The 17865-nt window shown below is 62.2% G+C and carries 21 protein-coding genes; 14 read left to right on the top strand and 7 right to left on the bottom strand.

The window, feature by feature from the left end:
* Positions 1-411: DNA cytosine methyltransferase (locus tag LG31_RS20225; RefSeq protein ID WP_161785960.1), on the bottom strand; the 411-nt coding region annotated here is incomplete at its 3' end.
* Positions 412-579: 168 nt separating this feature from the next.
* On the opposite strand from LG31_RS20225, the gene LG31_RS0102520 reads away from it, so the two are divergent.
* The 4 genes from LG31_RS0102520 to rluF all read left to right on the top strand — a co-directional run bounded on the left by LG31_RS0102520 (position 580) and on the right by rluF (position 3759).
* Complete coding sequence (locus LG31_RS0102520) at positions 580-1074, top strand: very short patch repair endonuclease (RefSeq protein WP_033112940.1); 495 nt, start codon at positions 580-582, stop codon at positions 1072-1074.
* A 153-nt stretch (positions 1075-1227) separates the two neighbouring features.
* The gene (locus tag LG31_RS0102515; protein WP_033112937.1) at positions 1228-1695 is read left to right on the top strand and encodes a hypothetical protein; all 468 of its coding nucleotides are present in this window, start codon (positions 1228-1230) and stop codon (positions 1693-1695) included.
* 226 nt (positions 1696-1921) lie between these two features.
* Positions 1922-2290, top strand: a complete 369-nt coding sequence (locus tag LG31_RS0102505; RefSeq protein WP_033112935.1) for a VOC family protein — start codon at positions 1922-1924, stop codon at positions 2288-2290.
* Positions 2291-2724: 434 nt separating this feature from the next.
* The gene (rluF, locus tag LG31_RS0102500) at positions 2725-3759 is read left to right on the top strand and encodes a 23S rRNA pseudouridine(2604) synthase RluF (protein WP_033112934.1); all 1035 of its coding nucleotides are present in this window, start codon (positions 2725-2727) and stop codon (positions 3757-3759) included.
* Between the two features lie 82 nt (positions 3760-3841).
* Here rluF and LG31_RS0102495 read toward each other — a convergent pair whose 3' ends face one another.
* Positions 3842-5116 (bottom strand): MFS transporter, encoded by a 1275-nt coding sequence (locus tag LG31_RS0102495; RefSeq protein WP_033112933.1) that lies wholly within the window; start codon positions 5114-5116, stop codon positions 3842-3844.
* Positions 5109-5636 (bottom strand): nucleoside deaminase, encoded by a 528-nt coding sequence (locus LG31_RS0102490; RefSeq protein WP_033112932.1) that lies wholly within the window; start codon positions 5634-5636, stop codon positions 5109-5111. Before LG31_RS0102490 ends, LG31_RS0102495 begins: the two co-directional genes overlap by 8 nt.
* A 109-nt stretch (positions 5637-5745) precedes the next feature.
* Between LG31_RS0102490 and LG31_RS0102485 the strand changes: the two genes are divergently transcribed.
* Positions 5746-6588, top strand: coding sequence for a LysR family transcriptional regulator (locus LG31_RS0102485; protein WP_033112931.1), 843 nt, complete (start codon positions 5746-5748; stop codon positions 6586-6588).
* Between the two features lie 60 nt (positions 6589-6648).
* Here the strand turns inward: LG31_RS0102485 and rsmS are convergent, their stop codons facing one another.
* Together rsmS and LG31_RS0102480 are read right to left on the bottom strand one after the other, a co-directional pair.
* The gene (gene rsmS, locus LG31_RS20220) at positions 6649-6804 is read right to left on the bottom strand and encodes a pleiotropic regulatory protein RsmS (RefSeq protein ID WP_005359642.1); all 156 of its coding nucleotides are present in this window, start codon (positions 6802-6804) and stop codon (positions 6649-6651) included.
* Between the two features lie 100 nt (positions 6805-6904).
* Entirely contained in the window at positions 6905-7372 is a 468-nt protein-coding gene (locus tag LG31_RS0102480) for an acyl-CoA thioesterase (protein ID WP_033112930.1), read from the bottom strand.
* A 148-nt stretch (positions 7373-7520) separates the two neighbouring features.
* On the opposite strand from LG31_RS0102480, the gene LG31_RS0102475 reads away from it, so the two are divergent.
* Positions 7521-8159, top strand: coding sequence for a tellurite resistance TerB family protein (locus LG31_RS0102475; RefSeq protein WP_033112929.1), 639 nt, complete (start codon positions 7521-7523; stop codon positions 8157-8159).
* A 70-nt stretch (positions 8160-8229) separates the two neighbouring features.
* On the opposite strand, the gene LG31_RS0102470 is transcribed toward LG31_RS0102475, so the two are convergent.
* On the bottom strand, positions 8230-9648 hold the full coding sequence (locus LG31_RS0102470; RefSeq protein ID WP_033112939.1) for an aminotransferase-like domain-containing protein: 1419 nt from the start codon (positions 9646-9648) through the stop codon (positions 8230-8232).
* 122 nt (positions 9649-9770) lie between these two features.
* Between LG31_RS0102470 and LG31_RS0102465 the strand changes: the two genes are divergently transcribed.
* The 8 genes from LG31_RS0102465 to LG31_RS0102430 all read left to right on the top strand — a co-directional run bounded on the left by LG31_RS0102465 (position 9771) and on the right by LG31_RS0102430 (position 16241).
* On the top strand, positions 9771-11342 hold the full coding sequence (locus tag LG31_RS0102465; RefSeq protein ID WP_033112928.1) for a cytochrome ubiquinol oxidase subunit I: 1572 nt from the start codon (positions 9771-9773) through the stop codon (positions 11340-11342).
* On the top strand, positions 11342-12481 hold the full coding sequence (gene cydB / locus LG31_RS0102460) for a cytochrome d ubiquinol oxidase subunit II (RefSeq protein ID WP_033112927.1): 1140 nt from the start codon (positions 11342-11344) through the stop codon (positions 12479-12481). The genes LG31_RS0102465 and cydB overlap by 1 nt, the downstream gene beginning before the upstream one ends.
* A 16-nt stretch (positions 12482-12497) precedes the next feature.
* Positions 12498-12608 (top strand): cytochrome bd-I oxidase subunit CydX, encoded by a 111-nt coding sequence (cydX, locus tag LG31_RS0102455; RefSeq protein ID WP_033112926.1) that lies wholly within the window; start codon positions 12498-12500, stop codon positions 12606-12608.
* Between the two features lie 108 nt (positions 12609-12716).
* Positions 12717-13682 carry an MBL fold metallo-hydrolase gene (locus LG31_RS0102450; protein ID WP_033112925.1) on the top strand — a complete coding sequence of 322 codons (966 nt, stop codon included), beginning with the start codon at positions 12717-12719 and terminating at the stop codon, positions 13680-13682.
* The gene (locus LG31_RS0102445; RefSeq protein WP_033112924.1) at positions 13675-14004 is read left to right on the top strand and encodes a hypothetical protein; all 330 of its coding nucleotides are present in this window, start codon (positions 13675-13677) and stop codon (positions 14002-14004) included. The genes LG31_RS0102450 and LG31_RS0102445 overlap by 8 nt, the downstream gene beginning before the upstream one ends.
* A complete protein-coding gene (locus tag LG31_RS0102440) occupies positions 13992-14849 on the top strand; it encodes an MbnB/TglH/ChrH family RiPP precursor modification enzyme (RefSeq protein WP_033112923.1) in 858 nt (285 codons plus the stop codon). The genes LG31_RS0102445 and LG31_RS0102440 overlap by 13 nt, the downstream gene beginning before the upstream one ends.
* Positions 14842-15636: an HvfC family peptide modification chaperone gene (locus LG31_RS0102435; RefSeq protein ID WP_050513384.1), complete on the top strand. Its 795-nt coding sequence runs from the start codon at positions 14842-14844 to the stop codon at positions 15634-15636. The genes LG31_RS0102440 and LG31_RS0102435 overlap by 8 nt, the downstream gene beginning before the upstream one ends.
* Positions 15633-16241, top strand: coding sequence for an HvfX family Cu-binding RiPP maturation protein (locus tag LG31_RS0102430; RefSeq protein ID WP_033112922.1), 609 nt, complete (start codon positions 15633-15635; stop codon positions 16239-16241). The genes LG31_RS0102435 and LG31_RS0102430 overlap by 4 nt, the downstream gene beginning before the upstream one ends.
* Positions 16242-16338: 97 nt before the next feature.
* Here LG31_RS0102430 and LG31_RS0102425 read toward each other — a convergent pair whose 3' ends face one another.
* Positions 16339-17517, bottom strand: a complete 1179-nt coding sequence (locus tag LG31_RS0102425) for an MFS transporter (RefSeq protein WP_033112921.1) — start codon at positions 17515-17517, stop codon at positions 16339-16341.
* Positions 17518-17865: the final 348 nt, after the last annotated feature.

Below are 17865 nucleotides of genomic sequence, written 5' to 3'. Positions count from 1 at the left end.
GCCTTTGACATTTTCGAAAACAAACCAATCTGGCTTGTTTTTAATAATCAAATCTACATATGACTTGGAAAGACGGCCATTCTCACCATCGTGACCTTTATTCTTTCCTGCAACCGAAAAGTCTGGGCATGGTGGACCACCAATAAAGCCAACAGTCTCTGACTTGCTTCTTGCACTACTTACCATTGTCTTAAGCTCTGAGCTTAAAGGACCATCGAGAAAGTCATCTATGGAGTTCAAAAAATGACCAAACTCAGGTTCCGGGATACCCATTTTCTTTCTGCTGTATTTGTATGCATTGAGAAAATCTTTGTTCAGTTCATTAACGAAAACGACATTAAATCCTGCTTTTTCAAAGCCGAGATCCAGAAAACCGGAGCCTGAAAAAAAAGAAAAAACAGAGTGGTTCATTGATTGATTCTCTTGGTAATGAATTTTTGAGCTGGATAGTCAGTAGTTATGAAGCTCTTTGAATGCATCGAAACTGTGTGATGTATATCCAATGACAGTACTAAAATCTCGTTGATTAACTGTGCGTTTATACAGTAAATGGTGCTGATTCACAAGCAAGGCGACATTGTGACAGATATCGTGAAGCCCCAAAAGCGTAGCGAGATGATGGCCGGTATTTGTAGCCGGGATACCCGTCCCGAGAAGCGGGTGCGCGCCATGTTGCATCATGCCGGGTTTCGCTATCGCTTGCACAATACCGCCTTGCCAGGCAAGCCGGATCTCTGGCTGGCGCGCTACTGTGCCGTGATCGAGGTGAATGGTTGTTTCTGGCATGGTCATGATTGTCATCTCTTCAAGCTGCCATCGAGCAGAACCGACTTCTGGCAAGCCAAGATCGCCAGTAATCGTGCGCGTGATGCCCGTCATCTGGCCGAGCTGGACAAATTGGGTATCCGCCGTCTGATCATCTGGGAGTGTGCCCTGAAAGGGCGTCTGCGCCATGATCCGGAACGACTGCTTCTGGTTATTAGCTGGTGGCTGACCAGCGGCATCAGTCATGGCGAGATTGCTGGTGGCCGTGAACTGCAGATCGCCATGGATCATTCCCGTCCATATAACTGACCGGATAGCACTCTCGGCCCAGCTTCCACCGCGTGTGAAAAGTAATTATTTTTTGTTGCCAAATCAGTAAGCTGTTGTCGCCTGTTACTCGTTTGAAAATCGCCCCGGTTTTCGGTAATAAAGCCCGGCAGTGACAACCACAGGGAGGTGGTGATGGATCCGGTTTCCTATCTTTTTTCGGCTTATCTCAATCTGGTTCAGCAGCAGATTTCAGATATCTATGGCACCGAGCTTAAAACGGTTGCGGTGCAGTATGAGGGGGAGTCGGTCCCGTTCTCTTTTCAGCTGTGGCAGATCCAGCAGCCGAGCGTTTGTCGTCCCTACGAGCAGGATGTTCGTCGCTTTAGCCAGTGCACGGTCAAGGCTTCGGCTCTGTTTCACAAGCTGTGCGATGACCTGACCCGGCAGGATGACAGCAGTTGGCAACTGCCCAAATATCGCGCCATGTATTGTTCGGCCGCCGTCAGCTACAGGCCGATGATTGCCGAGATTGGGAATGCCAAGCAGAGTCCTGCCAAGCTGGCGGAGCGCGCCTGCAATCAGGCGATTCTGGCGGCAATGGATAGTGAAGATGAGACCCTGCTGGCCCAGCGGGACAAGGTATGTGCCGCAGTACGCTGATGGGGATTTATCGAGCCCGCCAAGTCGTCGGGGCATCTTTGCGCGCCATACCACAGTCGCGGGTGGTTTGGCTCGGTATGATGGAGGAGCTAGCGGGGCGTTCCTGTATCTGTGATGTCTATGGCAAACGAGCGGGGATGCAGCTGGCAAGGCGGACAGCCGGGTTGGCTGGCTGCATGTTTATCACCACCGGCAGCCTTGCCGGCATCAGCACCAGGAGGGAATCATGATCAGCCATATCGACCATCTGGTATTGACGGTAAGTGATATCGAGCGCGCCGTGGCGTTTTACAGCTCGGTGCTCAATATGGAGGCCATCACCTTCGGTGCGGGGCGCCGGGCGGTGGGGTTTGGCAACCAGAAGATCAATCTGCAACTGCTTGGGCAGGAGCCGCGCAACCGGGCGCAGGTGGGGGCGGGGGACGTCTGCCTTATCACCCGCTGGCCACTGGAGCAGGTGATGACTCAGCTGGCCTGCCACGGGGTGGAGATTGTCGAGGGGCCGGTGACCAAAAGCGGGGCTTGCGGGGCCATCGAGTCCATCTACTTTCTCGACCCGGATCAGAACCTGATCGAGATAAGTCGCTACCCCTGACTCCGCCGCGGCAGAGGGGAGTTGGGTTGGCGTATCAACCGCTGGCCCCGGCCGCTGGTCGGGGTGCATGCTTTCCTCGTTTGCCTCTTCCGGTACTCCCATGTCTCGCCACTGCTGACTCTTTTATTGGCTATGAAATCGGGCAAACCCCGTTTGCCCCATCGCCCCTGATGGGGGGCTTGGCGCTGTGAGCTGGCCCGCAATTGTGTCGCCGCTGCGTCGGAGTTGGCGATAATCCGGCGTGCTGTGGCGGGCGATGTGGTAATGTGTCGCACTTTTTTGCCGGATGGGCCGGCATTGGCCTCGTTGAAATTGGAGCCGTATGCAAAAAATCGACGTAGTGGAGAGGGTGATGCCGCAGATCATGTGTCCGGCATGGCCGACGCACGCAACCGTACAACAGGATGGGGTTCAGCCCCTCTGGCAGGTGACTCATGCTGGCTAACGAATCCATGCGCCTGAACAAATACATCAGCGAGAGCGGCATCTGCTCGCGCCGCGAGGCCGACCGCTTTATCGAGCAGGGCCACGTCTTTATCAACGGCAAGCGGGCCGGGATTGGCGATCAGGTGCAGGTTGGCGATCTGGTCAAGGTCAATGGTCAGGTGATCGAGCCGCGCGAGGCGGACAGTCTGGTGCTGATCGCCCTCAACAAGCCGGTGGGCATCGTCAGTACCACAGAGGCGGGCGAGAAGGACAACATCGTCGATTTCGTCAACCACAGCACCCGGGTCTTCCCCATCGGGCGTCTCGACAAGGATTCGCAGGGGCTGATTTTCCTCACCAACCACGGCGATCTGGTCAACAAGATCCTGCGGGCGGGCAACGATCACGAGAAAGAGTATCTGGTGACCGTCGACAAGCCGGTGACCGACGAGTTTGTGCGCGGCATGGCGGCCGGGGTGCCGATCCTCGGTACTGTGACCAAGAAGTGCAAGGTGAAGAAAGAGGCGCCGTTCGTCTTTCGCATCACGCTAGTGCAGGGGCTTAACCGCCAGATCCGCCGTATGTGCGAGCACTTCGGTTTTGAAGTGACCAAGCTCGAGCGCATCCGCATCATGAACGTCAGCCTCAAGGGGCTGCCGGTGGGCGAGTGGCGCGATCTCACCGACGATGAGCTGATCGATCTGTTCAAGCTGATTGAGGACTCCTCCTCCGAGGTGAAACCGGCCAAAGGCGACAAACCGAAGGCGGCCAAGGCCCCTGCGGCGCCAAGCGCCAAGCCGGGGCAGGGCAAGAAGCCGCGCCGCGATGATGATCACGAGATTGGCGGGCGTCCCAATGTGCCGGGCCCGGAAGCCTTCGAGAAGAAGCTGCCGGTGGGCAAGGGTGGCGCGGGCAAAGGTGCTGCCAACAAGGGCGGCGCTGGCAAGGGCAGTGCAGGCAAAGGGGCTCCCGGCAAGGGTGGCAAACCGGCCGCAGGCAAGCCGCGCACCGCTAACAGCGGACGGCAGAAAAAGGGGCGCTGAGTTGCTCCCCTGAGTGGCGTCAGCCTACCTTGTCATCCCCAATACGGTTATCCCCAACACTATTATCTCCAACACACCGGCCTCAGGCCGGTGTGTTGCTTTGGGCTGCAGCGCTGGCCGGGAGGGGCGCCGAAAGGGGCTGCTCGCAGGCGGTCGGTAACCGCATGACGCGAGGGTAGTGGCGCGGGTCGAGGCGCAGCACCAGCAGGCTCATCAGCAGCAAGCCCCCCAGCTGCCACTGCCAGGCGGCGGCGAAGTCGCCGAACAGGTGATAGAGGCGGGCGGCGACCCAGGGGCCGGTGGCGGCCAGCATAAAGCCGAACCCCTGCATCAGGGCACTCAGGGTGCCGGCGCGGCGCGGGTCGGCCAGGTGATCGAGCGCAATGACCATGATGAGGGAAAAGCTGCCGCCAAGACCAGCACCGCACAGCATGCACCAGAGAATCGGGGCACTGGCTGGCGCCAGCCAGAGGCCGCCAAATCCCGCCAGCTGCATGGCGATGGCAAGCCCCATCCACGGCCGCCGATCCAGACTGCGGGCGGCCAGCAGCGGCAAGCCGAGGCCGCTGGCGGTCTGCGCCAGTGCCAGCCAGGCGACCAGCTCGCCTGCCTGCGCAGCGTTCCACCCATTCGCCATATAGGCGGGGGCCAGCCAGGCCACTACGATGCCGTAGCCGCTATTGATGATGCCAAAGCAGACGATCAGCAACCAGCTGCGGGGCAGGGTGATCATCCGCTGCTCGCCGTCGGGAATGGCGACCGCCGCGGTGCTTGGCAGGCGTACTTTCCACCCCAGCCAGCCAAGGGCCAGCAGCAGCGGCAGGCTCCAGAGCGCCAGTGCCTGCGACCAGTCGAGGCTCGCTGCCAGCCGTGGCGTGAGGCTGGCGCCGAGCGCACCGCCCCCCATCATGCAGGCAGAGAAGATCCCCATCACTTGCGGCACCTTGCGGGCAAAGTGCTGCTTGATAAGGGCGGGCAGCACTCCCTGCACCAGCGCCGAGCCCAGGCCGCAGAGGGCAGCGGTGGTGATCAGCAGGGTTCCGCTCTGGGCATCAAAACGCAGGGCACTGCCCGCCGCGAGCAGCAGCAGAGCCAGCCCCAGCAGGGTGGTGGCACTGGCAAGGCTGCGCAGACTCGGGGTGAGCAGCACGCCAATCCCGATCAGCCACAGTGGCAGCAGGGTGATCCAGGCGAGGGTATCCATCCCCAGCGCCAGACGCTGGTCAATGGCTTGGGCCAGCGGGCCAATGGCGGTGAGAAAGGGGCGCAGGTTCAGGCCAATCAGGATCACCAGCACCAGCAGGGCGAACCGTTGGCGGTGCGCCTCTGCCGGGTGGGCGGTGGTCCCCTTACTCATCAGCAGGCACTGCTTGCTGGGCTTGCTGCTGGGGGCCGTAGAGATCCGCCGCCGTCAGGGTGACGGCCAGTTTGATCAGGGGCAGCGGTTGCGGGGCAAGGGGCAGCCCCAGCTTTTGGTAGGCGGCGCAGCTGTCAAAGCCGAACGGGGCCGCATCGGCGTTATCAAAGGCGTAGTAGACGGCGGCGATGCCGTTCATCACCAGCGCGCCGAGGCACATGGGGCAGGGGTGACCACTGGCATAGACGATTGATCCTGCGAGCGGCCCGCACTGGCTTGCCTTGCGCAGCGCCTCCAGCTCGGCGTGACGGGTCGGGTCCCCATCCAGATGGATGCCGTTGACCGCGCTCGCCACCAACTGGCCATCTTGCACCAGCAGGGCAGCGAAGGGGCGGCCACCCTGCTGGCGATTCTCTTTGGCCAGTTGCACCGCTTGCTCCAGCCACTCTTGATGGGTTGAGAGGGAAGATGATAAGGGGATCGGGTGGGTGTTGGCAGGCACGGCAAGGGATACAGACATGATGAAAAACCCTGATTTGGCGAAAGAAACGCCAGCCTAGCGGGGGCGAAAGTCATTTGGAAATTAAATGATAGAATGGTGTTCAGTGGTTTTGTAAATGGAGTGCCCCATGCTGGATCCCCTGTTACTGCGCAGTTTTGTCGCCATTATCGACACCGGCAGCTTTACCCGCGCCGGTGAACGGGTCCACCTGACCCAATCCACCATCAGCCAGCAGATGCGCAGGCTCGAACAGCAGATCGGCTGCCCGCTGCTGGATCGCTCCGGTCGGCAGGTGGTAGCGACGGCCGAGGGGGAGCAGCTGCTGGGGCTGGCCCGCCGCATTCTGGCGCTGCTGGCACAGGCCGAGGAGCAGGTGAGCGAGGGGAGCATATCGCTCAGCCTCGGAGTGCCGGAGGATTTCGCCGCCGGTGCCATCACCCCGGTACTGGCTGCCTTTGCCCGCGACTACCCCGAGGTGCGGCTGGAGGTGGAGAGCGGCCTGAGCCACCACATCTGGCAGCGCTTTGCGGCGGGGGAGCTGGATCTGGCGCTGGTCAAGCAGGTGCGCGGACAGGGCTCGCCGCTCGCCAGCTGGCGTGAGCCGCTGGTGTGGGTCGATAGCCGCGATTGGCCGGCGAAGGGGCGTGATCCGCTGCCGCTGGTCGCTTTCCCGAGCGAAGGGCTCTATCGCCAGCAGATGACCGAGGCGCTCGATGGTCTGGGTCGGCGTTGGCGTGTTGCCTATGTCAGCGCCAGCCTCGCCAGTTTGCAGGGGGCGGTGAGTGCAGGCATTGGCGTGAGCTTGCTGCCCAAACGGCTGATGCCCGCCGATCAGGTGGCCCTGAGTCAGTGGCCCAAGGTGGCATCGGTGGAGCTGGCGCTCCATGCCGCAAAGGATGGGGGCGAGCCGCTCAGCCGCCTGAGTGCCGCCCTGATCGCCCTCTGTGACGAGGTGATGGGGCCACAGTGAGTGGCTCTGTGGAGAAAAACTGAAGTCGGAAAGATAAGGCGGAAAAAGTGCGGGGAGGGATCAGTGATCCTTCCCCTCCGCCAGCTTGCGCTCGTAGTCATTTTTTACGATGGCCAACGCCGCCAGCACCAGCTCGGGGGCCAGCTGGTTGGTCTCCAGCAGTTCGATGAGATCCACCGCGAGTTTCACCTCGGGCGGGGCAGTTTCCAGTGACATGGGCAGGGTTCCGGTTTCGGTTGCGGGAAGAGGGGGGATTATACAGGGGCGCCGCCGTTGGCCGAAAGCGCCCGCTGTATCGGGCTGTGAGGCACGAAGGTCAGAGGTGCTGGCGCATCTCCTTGTCGATCTCCTCGCGCAGGGCGATCAGCTTTTTGGCGTACTGCTGCAACTGCAGATCGCTCTCGCTTAGTGGCTGCCACTGGGGCACCGGAGTCGGTTTGCCCTGCTCATCCATCGCCACAAAGATGATGATGCAGTGGGTGGTCTTGTGGCGCTCGGTCTCTGCGGGGTGGCGGCTGTAGACATCCACCGCCAGATGCATGCTGGTGGTGCCGGTGTGGATCACCTGAGCGTGCACCTCCACCAGCTGGCCAATCTGGATGGGGCGCAAAAAGCGGATCCCCCCCACATAGACGGTCACCGCATAGCCGCCGCACCAGCCCGCGGCGCAGGCATAGCCCGCCTGATCGATCCACTTCATCACCATGCCGCCGTGGACCTTGCCGCCGAAGTTGACGTCGGAGGGTTCGGCCAGAAATTGCAGGGTCAGTTCGCGATTGGGCACAGTCACATCCTTATTGCCTGAAGAGTTTCCCTGAGCTTTGCCCCATCGGGCGACCCGGTCAAGGGTTCATCCCCGATTCAGGGGGGCAGGGTCACTATCTGGCTCTATTCATCCCGATTTCACTTTTTTGACCCGCAGGAGTGACACCATGAAACAGATGCTGGAACAGTTGCTGGGGGCTGGCAAAGGCTGGCTCAACGAAGGCGGTGACAAGCGCAAGGGGCAGATGCAGGGGGCGCTGGCCGGTGGTGCGCTCGGTCTGCTGCTGGGCAACAAGAAGATGCGCAAATATGGCGGCAAGGCGGCTGCCGTGGGCGGCGCCGCGGCCCTTGGCGGGCTGGCCTACAAGCTCTATCAGGATTGGCAGGCCCAGCAGGCGGCGCCCGCCCAGCCGACCCATCCCGTCAGTACCTTGGAAGGCAATGCGCTGGACGCCCGCGCGGCTCTCTTGGTGCGCGCCATGGTGGCGGCAGCCCGGGCCGATGGCCATATCGATAGCGCCGAGCGCCAGAAGATTCAGGAGTACCTGACCGAACAGGGCCAGAGCGATGCTGCCCGCTGGATTGACGCCGAGCTGGCTCGCCCCCTCGATCCCCACGCGCTGGCGCGGGAAGTGACCGATATGGAGCTGGCCACCGAGGTCTATCTCGCCTCCCTGCTTGCCATCGAAGTGGATCACTTTATGGAGCGCGGTTATCTCGACGAACTGGCGCGCACCCTCAAGCTCGATGACAACCTCAAAGGGAGCATCGAGCGGCAGGTAGCTCAGCTCAACGCCCCCGCCTGATATCCTTCACTGCCATGGATTGCCGATAACGCCCCGCTCAAGGGGCGTTGTTGTTTCTGCGCTTTGGCGATCACCCCTCTGTTTCCAGCTGCCGGTTTATCAGGCCCGCAAGCTGGTGGAGCGCCAGCTCCAGCTGCTCGCTCCAGGGATGGGAGCTGTTGAGGCGCAGGCAGTGGTTGTGTTGCCCCTGACTGGAAAAGAGGGCGCCGGGGGCGATGGAGAAGCCACAGTCTAGCGCCATGGCATGGAGGGCGCGGCTGTCGAGGCGGGGCGGAAACTCCAGCCAGAGAAAGTAGCCGCCATCGGGGGAGGAGATCCGCACCTCGCCCGGCAACAGCCGCTGCAGCGCAGCCCGCATCTGCTGCTGGCGCTGGGCCAGGGTGTGGCGCAGACGGCGAAAGTGGGCATCCACCCCGCCTTGGCGCAGCATCTCGGCCAGTGCCAGCTGGCTCGGCACATTGGTGGAGAGGGTGGACATCAGTTGCAGCCGCTGGATCCGCTCGGCATGGGGCCCCGCCACCACCCAGCCGACCCGAAAACCCGGCGCCAGACACTTGGAAAAGGAGCTGCAGAGCAGGCTGTCACCGCGCTGATCCCAGTGCTTGATGGGTTTGGGGCGTTCACGGCCGAAGTAGACCTCGGCATAGACGTCATCCTCCACCAGCGGCACCTTGTGGGCATTGAGCAGTGCCATCAGCCCCTGTTTGTGCGCATCCGGCATGGTGTGGCCCAGCGGGTGCTGCACATTGCCCATCAGCCAGCACGCCTTGATGGGCATCTGGCTGAGGGCATCTTCCAACAGCGCCAGATCGATGCCCACCCCCGGGATCACCGGGATCTCCACCGCCTTGAGTTTCAGCCGCTCGATGGCCTGCAGGGCGCCATAGAAGGTAGGGGACTCCACCACCACCCAGTCACCGGGTTCGGTCAGCACCTGCAGACTGAGGGAGAGCGCCTCCATGGCGCCGGTGGTGATGATGATCTCCTGCGGGTTGATAGCAACCCCGTCGCTGGCGTAGCGCTGGGCGATGGCGCGGCGCAGCGCCTCGTTGCCGGGGGGCAGGTCGGCCACCGTGCTGAAGGGATCGAGTTTGCGCATGCAGCTGGCCAGTGCCCGCCCGAGCTGGGGATGGGGGAACAGGGTCGGGTCGGCCACCGACATGCCAAGGGGCACCAGCGCCCGCGATTTGCTCGCCTGCAACACCTCGAACACCAGATCGTTGATATCCACCGAGCCGCTGTAGTGGGTCTGGCTCGGGGTGTGGTGCGCCACCTTTGGCGAGGCGGCCTTGACGTAGTAACCGGACTGGGGACGGGCGAGGATCCGCCCCTGACTCTCCAGCAGCTGATAGGCCTGCAGCACCGTCATCGGGCTCAGGTTGTGGGTCTTGCAGCTCTGGCGGATGGAGGGGATGCGCTCCCCCGGTTGCCAGATGCCGTCATCGATCTCGCGGCTCAGGCGTTCGGCCAGTTGTTGGTAAAGAGGCATGATCTGGATCAACTGTTATAGGTGCTATTCACTATAACTGCATCTGTTATAGGTGTCATGACCCGTGGTGTACTTGTCCTGCATGAAACGTGCAAGGCAAATACAACAAAAGAGAGTGACGCATGATCAATCCGGATGACGTGGTCAGCCTGTCGCGCCTGCAATTTGGCGCCACGGCCCTGTTCCACTTCCTGTTTGTCCCCCTCACCCTGGGGCTGTCCTGGATCCTGGTGATCGCCGAGTCGGCCTATGTGATGACCGGCAAGGTGATCTATCAGGACATCACCCGCTTCTGGGGCAAACTGTTTGGAATCAACTTCGTCATGGGGGTCACCACGGGGATCACCATGGAGTTTCAGTTCGGCACCAACTGGGCCTATTACTCCCACTACGTGGGGGACATCTTCGGTACCCCGCTGGCTATCGAGGGGCTGATGGCCTTCTTCCTCGAATCGACCCTGGTGGGGCTCTTCTTCTTCGGCTGGGACAAGCTCTCTCGCGGCAAGCACCTGTTGGTGACCATGCTGGTGGCGCTCGGTTCCAACCTCTCGGCGCTCTGGATCCTGATCGGCAACGGCTGGATGCAAAACCCGGTGGGGGCCGAGTTCAACCTGCTGACCCAGCGCATGGAGCTGGTGGATATCGCCGCCGTGCTGCTCAACCCGGTGGCGCAGGTGAAGTTCGTTCACACCGTCGCGGCGGGCTATGTGGCCGCCTCCATGTTCGTGATGGGGGTGAGCAGCTGGTATCTGCTGCGCAAGACCGAGGTGCAGTTTGCCCTGCGATCCTTTGCCATCGCCTCCGGCTTCGGGCTGGCGGCCATCCTCTCGGTCATCGTGCTGGGGGATGAGTCTGGCTATCGCACCGGCGAGGTGCAGAAGGTGAAGCTCGCCGCCATCGAGGCAGAGTGGCACACCGAGCCGGCGCCTGCGTCATTCACCCTGTTCGGCTTCCCGGATCAGCAGGGGGAGACTACCCACGCCGCCATCAAGATCCCGTATCTGATGGGGATTATCGCCACCCGATCCCTCGATGAGGCGGTGATCGGCATCAAGGATCTCAAGGTGCAGCACGAGGCGCGCATTCGCAGCGGCATGGTGGCTTCCGGTGCACTCGAAGAGATCCGCGCCGGTAACGACTCGGCCGAAAACCGGGCGCTGTTTGCCAAACACGGCAAGGATCTCGGCTACGGTCTGCTGCTCACCCCCTATGCCAGCAATATCGCCAAGGCGGGGGAGGCGGAGATCGCCAAGGCGGTGGAGGACTCCATCCCGCAGGTAGCGCCGCTCTTCTTCGGTTTTCGCCTGATGGTGGGGCTGGGCGTCGCGATGCTGGGGCTGATGGTGGTGAGCTTTGTTCAGCTCTGCCGCAACCGGCTGCAGAGCTCGCCACGGCTGCTCAAAACCCTGCTCTGGAGCATTCCGCTGCCCTGGATTGCCATCGAGGCGGGGTGGTTTGTGGCCGAGTTCGGTCGCCAGCCCTGGACCATCAGCGACGTGCTGCCGGTCTCGGCCTCGGTCTCCCTGCTCACCCCGGGCCAGCTCTGGTTCAGTCTCATTGCCATCTGTTCTATCTACACCCTGTTGCTGGTGGTGGAGCTGTTCCTGCTGCGTCGGGTGATCCGCAAGGGGCCCGCCATTCTCCATACCGGCCGCTACAGCGGTGAACAACCCGAACTTGCGAGGATCGCCTGATGGATTACGCAACCCTGAAACTCATCTGGTGGGCACTGCTGCTCTTCATGATGGTCGGCTTTATCGTGATGGATGGTTTCGATCTCGGCATCGCCATGCTGCTGCCGGTGGTCTCGCAGGATGACGACGACCGGCGGCTGGTGATCAACAGCGTGGGGCCGGTGTGGGAGGGCAATCAGGTGTGGCTGATCGCCGGTGCCGGTGCCCTGTTCGCCGCCTGGCCGCTGGTTTATGCCGCCGCCTTCTCTGTGCTCTACATCCCCATGGTGGTGCTGCTGCTCGGCCTGTTTCTGCGCCCGGTCGGCTTTGACTATCGCAGCAAGCTGACCGATCCGCTGTGGCGCAGCTGGTGGGATCGGGCGCTGGTAGCGGGCGGCCTGATACCGACCCTGATCCTCGGCGCCGCCATCGGTCTGGTGGTGCAGGGCTTGCCGTTTCGCTTCGACACGGCGCTGCGCCTGCACTACGGCGCGTTCGACTTCCACTGGGGCTGGCTGCTCTCGGTGCTGGCCACCGCCATCACCTTGCTGCTGCTGCACGGCGCCAGCTTTTTGCAAGCCAAGGTAACGGGGACGCCCGCGCTGCGCTCACGGGGCATCGCCATCCTGCTGGCACCGCTGGTGACCTTTTTTTACCTGCTTGCCGGCTGGCATCTGGTGGATCTGCAGGGCTATCAGCTGACCGGTCTGGCGGGCCAGCCCTTTGACGGCAACGCCGTGCTGAGCCCGCTGATGAAGGGGGTCACCCCCCATGTCGCCGGTTGGCTGCGCAACTACCACGAGCAGCCGCTGCTGTGGCTGGTGCCGGTGATTGGCGCGTTGGCGCCGCTGGCGAGCGGGATCGCCGCCTGGCTGGAGCGCGGACGGCTGGCACTGGTGGCAAGCGCCGTGGCCTGCATCGCCATGCTTGGCTCGGTGGCCATCTCGCTCTTCCCCTTCGTGCTCCCCTCGACCCTGGATGCAGTGAGCAGCCTGACCCTGTGGGATGGCACCTCCAGCTACAAGACCCTGGCCATCATGTTCGGCATCGTGCTGGTGCTGCTCCCCATCAACCTTGGCTACACCGGCTGGGTCTATCGGGTGGTGCGTGGCAAGCTCGACCGCGCCCGCATCAAGCGCGACGGCCATCAACTCTACTGACCATAAGGAGGACGCCATGTGGTATTTCACCTGGATACTGGGGCTCGGCTTTGCCCTGTTGCTGGGGCTGTGCAATCTGCTCTGGCTGGAAGCGCGCTGGGAAGCGGCTGACCGCGACCAGAACTGATCTGCGGGTCTGACCCGCATGCCCGGTCGGGCTGCCAGTGGCGCCGCCCGACCACCCTGCCACTTCACTGACAGTCGAGGACTGTCACTCAACCGACAGGTAATCAATATGAAACAGACATTGAAAGCGGTGGCGCTGGCCATCGGCTGCGCCCTTGCCGCCGCGCCGGCGGGTGCCGCCAGCCAAGGCGTACAACTGACGCCACTGGACAAGAACTTCACCCTGCAGGTGCTCGGCAGCGGCGGCCCCATCTCCGACGATCAGCGCGCCTCCTCCAGCGAGGTGATCTGGTGGAAGGGGAAATCCCGCATCCTGATCGATGCCGGTGGCGGCGTCTACCTGCGCTTCGGTCAGGCAGGGGCCAAGCTCGAAGAGGTCGATTTTATCGGCATCACCCACTTTCACACCGACCATGTGACCGACCTGCCCGCCCTGCTCAAGGGAGCCTACTTCTTCGAGCGCAGCGATCCGCTGGATCTGGCAGGGCCCGAGGCGGGTTCGGCCTTCCCCAGCATGAGCGGCTACTTTGATGCCCTCTTCAACAAGGAGAAGGGGGCTTACGCCTACCTGAGCGGTTTCAAAGATGGCACTGATGGTCTCTTCCCCATCACCCTGATTGATGTCCCCTATCGGGGGGCAAAACCCCACACCGTCTATCAGCAGGATGGCTTGACCATCACCGCGCTCGGCATCCCCCACGGTGACGTGCCCTGTCTGGCCTACCGGATCCAGAGTGCCGAGGGGAGCATCGTCATCTCGGCGGATCAGAACGGTTCCAACCCCGCCTTCCTCGATTTTGCCCGGGGCGCCGACATTCTGGTGATGCCGCTCGCCATTCATGAAGCGGCTGACCCGGTCTCCGCCTCGCTCCATGCCAAGCCATCTGTGGTGGCCAAGATTGCCGCCGAGGTGAACCCTAAGCTGCTGGTGTTGAACCACTGGATGGGGGTCGGCCTCAATCACAAGAAAGAGGCGATGGCCATCGTCAAACAGCAGTTCCACGGCCAGATCGTGGCCGCCCGCGATCTCTCCAGCTACCCCGTTTCATCCGTCAAGGAGTCCGCTCATGAGTAACTCAAGCAGCAACAAAACCACCGGCAAACTGACTCTCTCCATCGCCATGACCAGCCTGATTGCCCTGACCCCGGGACTGGCGCTGGCGGCCACCCCGAGCGATGCGCCGGTCAAGGCAGCCCCCAGCGAACAGCACGGCGGCAAGTGCGCCGCGGGCAAGTGCGGCACCGAGAAGCGCTTTGAAAAGCAAGCCCTCGACAGTGATCCGCAGGGGCGGCTGGTGCGCGCTCGCGATGGCAAGTGTGGCGTGGCAGGAGAGGGGATTGATGGCGACACATCCAGCAAGGGCAGCAAGATGACGGAGGGGGTATGCGGCCAATAAGCTTCCGCAGTCGGGGGATCGGGCTGCGGCAGGAGTATCTGGATGCACTCTGCGCCGGCCCCATGCGCCCCGGTATCGACTTTCTCGAGCTGGCGCCGGAGAACTGGATGGCCATCGGCGGCGCCAAGCGGGCGCAGCTGCATCAGCTGGCCGAGCGGTACCCGCTGGTGGCCCACGGGCTCAGCCTCTCCCTCGGCGATTGTCAGCCTCTCAACCGCGCCCTGCTCGGCCAGATCCGCACTTTTCTGGACGGGTTCGGTATCGAGATCTACAGCGAGCACCTGAGCTTTTCCCGTGACCAGCAGGGTTATCTCTACGAACTGCTGCCGGTGCCGCGCCAGTGGGAGAATATCCCCTATCTGGCCGAGCGGATCGAGCAGGTGCAGGAGGCGCTGGCCCGCCCGCTGGTGCTGGAAAATATCTCCTACTACCACGGTTATGACCATGAGATGCCGGAGGAGGATTTTCTCGCCGAGCTGGTGGCGCGCAGCGGCTGCGAGCTGCTGCTCGATATCAACAACGTCTTTGTGAACAGCCGCAATCACGGTTACTGCCCCAAACGGATGATCGCCGGGCTGCCGGGCAGTGCGATCCGCTACTTCCATATCGCCGGTCATCTGGAAGAGGCGGATGGCACCCTGCTGGATACCCATGGTCGTCCAGTTTGCGAGGCGGTGGTGGCGCTGGCCCGTTATACGGTGCAGACCCACGGCCTGCGCCCCCTGCTGCTGGAGCGGGATCACCATCTGCCACCGCTGGCAGAGCTGGAGGCCGAGCTGGCACGGGTGCACGGCGCCTGTTGCGAGGCGCTCGACAGTCAGGTGCGGGAGGTGCGCTATGGATAGACGGTTATCTCTGATCAGCGCGCCCAAAACGGCGCCGCAGCGGATGCAGCAGCAGACCGCCTGGCTGGCGAGCCGGGTGCGGCTGCCGCAGGATGGCATCGCCAGCCACTATGCCCGCAGCGTGCGCGCCAATGTGGAGTCGGTGCTGGAGAGTGCTTTTCCGCTCACCCACGCTCACTGGGCGCCGGTGGACAGATGGCAGCTGGTGGAGAGCTTTGTTATCCAGCACGGCGCCGAGGCTCCCGAGTTTCACCATATTGCCACCGAGTTTGTCCGCTATGTGCAGCATCGCCACAGTGAGGGCTCCCTCAACTGGCCAAAGCAGCGGCTGGCGCTGTTGGAGTACGAGTGGGCCTGCCTCTGTGTCGAGATTGACCAGCGGGTGGTGCCGCAAGTTACGGCGGAGGAGGAGGTGACGACGGAGAGTCCGCTCGGGCTCAATCCCACCCTGCAACTGCTTGAACTCCCCTTTGCCATTCGCCGCAGCGGCGTGGTGCCGACTCGGCAGGGCAACCACTTCTATGGCCTGTTTCGCAGCCCGGATCATCAGGTGGTGACCCAGCGGTTGCGCGAATGGGACGTGGCGCTGATCCAGTTGCTGCAACAGCAGCCGGGGAGCACCCAAGCCGCGTTCCAGCAACAGGTGCAACAGGTTCGCCACGATTTTGATCTGACCGGGTGGGCACGCCATTTTTACCGGCTGGGTCTGCTGACCTTGTCCGTTGGCGAGCGCCAGTCCGGCGCGCCCTTGCCCTCATCTAGCAAACACCAAGGAGAATTCCCATGAACAACACCCTGATCCAGTGGTACGAGCGGGCGGTAGCCCAGTGTAAGCGGCTCGATTTTCTGGCCCTGCTGGCCATTCGCCTCTATCTCATTCCGGTCATCTATGTGGGGGCCCACTCCAAGGTGGTGGGCTTTGCCGGCACGGTCGCCTGGTTTGGCGCCCCGGTCTCGGAAGGGGGGCTCAACCTGCCGTTCCCGACCCTGCTCGCCTTTCTGGCGGCGGGCACCGAGGTGCTGGGCTGCATCTGCATCGCCCTTGGCCTCTTTACCCGCATCATGGCCATTCCCACTATTTTCCTGATGAGCGTGGCAAGCGCCATGGTGCACTGGAAGCACGGCTGGGATGCCATCGCCACTGGCAGCATGGAGGCCACTGTGCGCCTCAACGGCTTTATCGAGTGGCTGGCCGCCAACTTCCCCGGTCGTTACAACTACATCACCGAACTGGGAGACCCCGTGATGCTCAACAACGGGATGGAATTTGCCGCCACCTACTTCGTGATGCTGCTGGTACTGCTGGTTTACGGCGGGGGTCGCTATGTCAGCCTCGACTACTGGCTCAAGCGTGCAGTGAGCAAGGGGGAGGTGGTTTCCCGCACTGCATAACAACAGACAAAATAACAGAGCGTGAAAAGAGACGAGCGGCATAAGCCGCTCGTTTTTATGTGATGACGGGAGAGGCAGAGCGGCCTGCTGGCACAGCTTATGCCTGACAGGCGGCGAGCCGGACGGCTTCGCGGCGCTCGCTGACATGAGTCAGCCCGTAGGCCAGCAGCACGATAAGGGCGCCGATCCAGGGGGTGTGGATCAGGCCAAGGTGCTCCACCACCAGACCACCGACGATCGATCCCAGCGCAATGCCGACGTTGAAGGCGGCGATATTGAGGCCGGAGGCCACATCCACTGCCTTGGGGGTATGGCGTTCGGCTTGCTGTACCACCAGCACTTGCAGGCCCGGCACATTGCCGAAGGCAAAAGCGCCCCACACCAGTACGGTCAATACCGCCAGCACCGGGTGCGGCGCGGTGAAAGTGAGGGCCAGCAGCACCACAGCGAGACCTGCAAACAGCAGCTTGAGCGCCGGCAGCGGACCCATCTTGTCGGCCAGCTTGCCGCCCCAGATATTGCCGACGGCGACCGATACCCCGTAAACCAGCAGGATCAGGCTCACCGCACCGGCGCTAAAACCGCTTATCTGCTGCAGGATGGGGGCAAGGAAGGTGAAGGCTGTGAAAGCGCCACCGTAACCGAGGGCGGTTTTAGCGTAGACCAGCAGCAGCGGCTTCTTGGTCAGCACCGAGAGCTGTTCGCGGATGGTGGAGGCCGCCCCCTTGGGCAGGTTGCTCGGGATCAGCAGCAGGCTACCCACCATGGCGACGAGGCCGAGCAGGCTCACCACCAGAAAGGTCTCGCGCCAGCCAAAGACCTGACCAATCCAGGTGCCAAGCGGTACGCCGGTCACCAGCGCCACGGTAAGGCCGCTGAACATGATGGCGATGGCGCTCGCCGCCTTCTCTTTGGCCACAAGACCCGTGGCGATGGTGCTGCCCACCGAGAAGAAGACCCCGTGCGCTAATCCGGTCAGGATGCGGGCCACAATCAGGCTCTCGTAACCGGGGGCCTGCCAGGCCAGCAGGTTGCCGGCGGTAAAGAGCGCCATCAACCCTACCAGCAACCACTTGCGCGGCACCTTGCCAGTGAGCGCCGTGAGCACGGGGGCGCCGATGGCTACGCCAAGGGCATAGAGGCTGACCAACAGGCCCGCCGAGGGGAGCGAGACATTGAGCTGCTCGGCGATGGTGGGGATAAGCCCCACGATCACAAATTCAGTGGTGCCGATCGCAAAGGCACTTAAGGTGAGGGCAAATAACGCCAGTGGCATAACAACTCCTTGGTTAGGGACTCCCGACGGGAGAATGGCGCCAGTATGCCGAGACAGTTTGTTGGCAAAAATGATGGTTACATCAAATTACTTTTGCCAAATCAGCAGCAATAGTGAGGGGAGTGGGAGTAACTGAGACAACGAAGCCAAAAGCGGCCGTGCAGAGTTAAGTGAGCGCAGGGGCAACAGCGTGCAGAGAGTCGGGATTTAGTTGACCACTACAAAGGGGGAGCGGTTAAGGAGCAAGGGACAGTCGAGGGGGCGGGAAGATGTCAGCTGCACTGACGGCAGTGGCACGCGGTATTGGAGACAAAAAATCGGGAGGTATTGTTCCTCCCGCTGGTGCTG

Source organism: Aeromonas lacus (genome assembly GCF_000764665.1).
In the GTDB taxonomy this organism is placed as follows: Bacteria; Pseudomonadota; Gammaproteobacteria; order Enterobacterales; family Aeromonadaceae; genus Aeromonas; species Aeromonas lacus.
This window is presented reverse-complemented; position numbering and strand designations above follow the sequence as displayed.

Bases quoted from the DNA above. Each gene is read 5' to 3' on its own strand.
- LG31_RS0102430 (WP_033112922.1), top strand. From the start codon at position 15,633: ATGAACAACACCCTGATCCAGTGGTACGAGCGGGCGGTAGCCCAGTGT.
- LG31_RS0102490 (WP_033112932.1), bottom strand. From the start codon at position 5,636: ATGTCTGTATCCCTTGCCGTGCCTGCCAACACCCACCCGATCCCCTTA.
- LG31_RS0102450 (WP_033112925.1), top strand. From the start codon at position 12,717: ATGAAACAGACATTGAAAGCGGTGGCGCTGGCCATCGGCTGCGCCCTT.
- LG31_RS0102505 (WP_033112935.1), top strand. From the start codon at position 1,922: ATGATCAGCCATATCGACCATCTGGTATTGACGGTAAGTGATATCGAG.
- LG31_RS0102465 (WP_033112928.1), top strand. From the start codon at position 9,771: ATGATCAATCCGGATGACGTGGTCAGCCTGTCGCGCCTGCAATTTGGC.
- cydB (WP_033112927.1), top strand. From the start codon at position 11,342: ATGGATTACGCAACCCTGAAACTCATCTGGTGGGCACTGCTGCTCTTC.
- cydX (WP_033112926.1), top strand. From the start codon at position 12,498: ATGTGGTATTTCACCTGGATACTGGGGCTCGGCTTTGCCCTGTTGCTG.
- LG31_RS0102440 (WP_033112923.1), top strand. From the start codon at position 13,992: ATGCGGCCAATAAGCTTCCGCAGTCGGGGGATCGGGCTGCGGCAGGAG.
- LG31_RS0102470 (WP_033112939.1), bottom strand. From the start codon at position 9,648: ATGCCTCTTTACCAACAACTGGCCGAACGCCTGAGCCGCGAGATCGAT.
- LG31_RS0102515 (WP_033112937.1), top strand. From the start codon at position 1,228: ATGGATCCGGTTTCCTATCTTTTTTCGGCTTATCTCAATCTGGTTCAG.
- LG31_RS0102485 (WP_033112931.1), top strand. From the start codon at position 5,746: ATGCTGGATCCCCTGTTACTGCGCAGTTTTGTCGCCATTATCGACACC.
- rluF (WP_033112934.1), top strand. From the start codon at position 2,725: ATGCTGGCTAACGAATCCATGCGCCTGAACAAATACATCAGCGAGAGC.
- LG31_RS0102495 (WP_033112933.1), bottom strand. From the start codon at position 5,116: ATGAGTAAGGGGACCACCGCCCACCCGGCAGAGGCGCACCGCCAACGG.
- rsmS (WP_005359642.1), bottom strand. From the start codon at position 6,804: ATGTCACTGGAAACTGCCCCGCCCGAGGTGAAACTCGCGGTGGATCTC.
- LG31_RS0102445 (WP_033112924.1), top strand. From the start codon at position 13,675: ATGAGTAACTCAAGCAGCAACAAAACCACCGGCAAACTGACTCTCTCC.
- LG31_RS0102425 (WP_033112921.1), bottom strand. From the start codon at position 17,517: ATGCCACTGGCGTTATTTGCCCTCACCTTAAGTGCCTTTGCGATCGGC.
- LG31_RS0102435 (WP_050513384.1), top strand. From the start codon at position 14,842: ATGGATAGACGGTTATCTCTGATCAGCGCGCCCAAAACGGCGCCGCAG.
- LG31_RS0102475 (WP_033112929.1), top strand. From the start codon at position 7,521: ATGAAACAGATGCTGGAACAGTTGCTGGGGGCTGGCAAAGGCTGGCTC.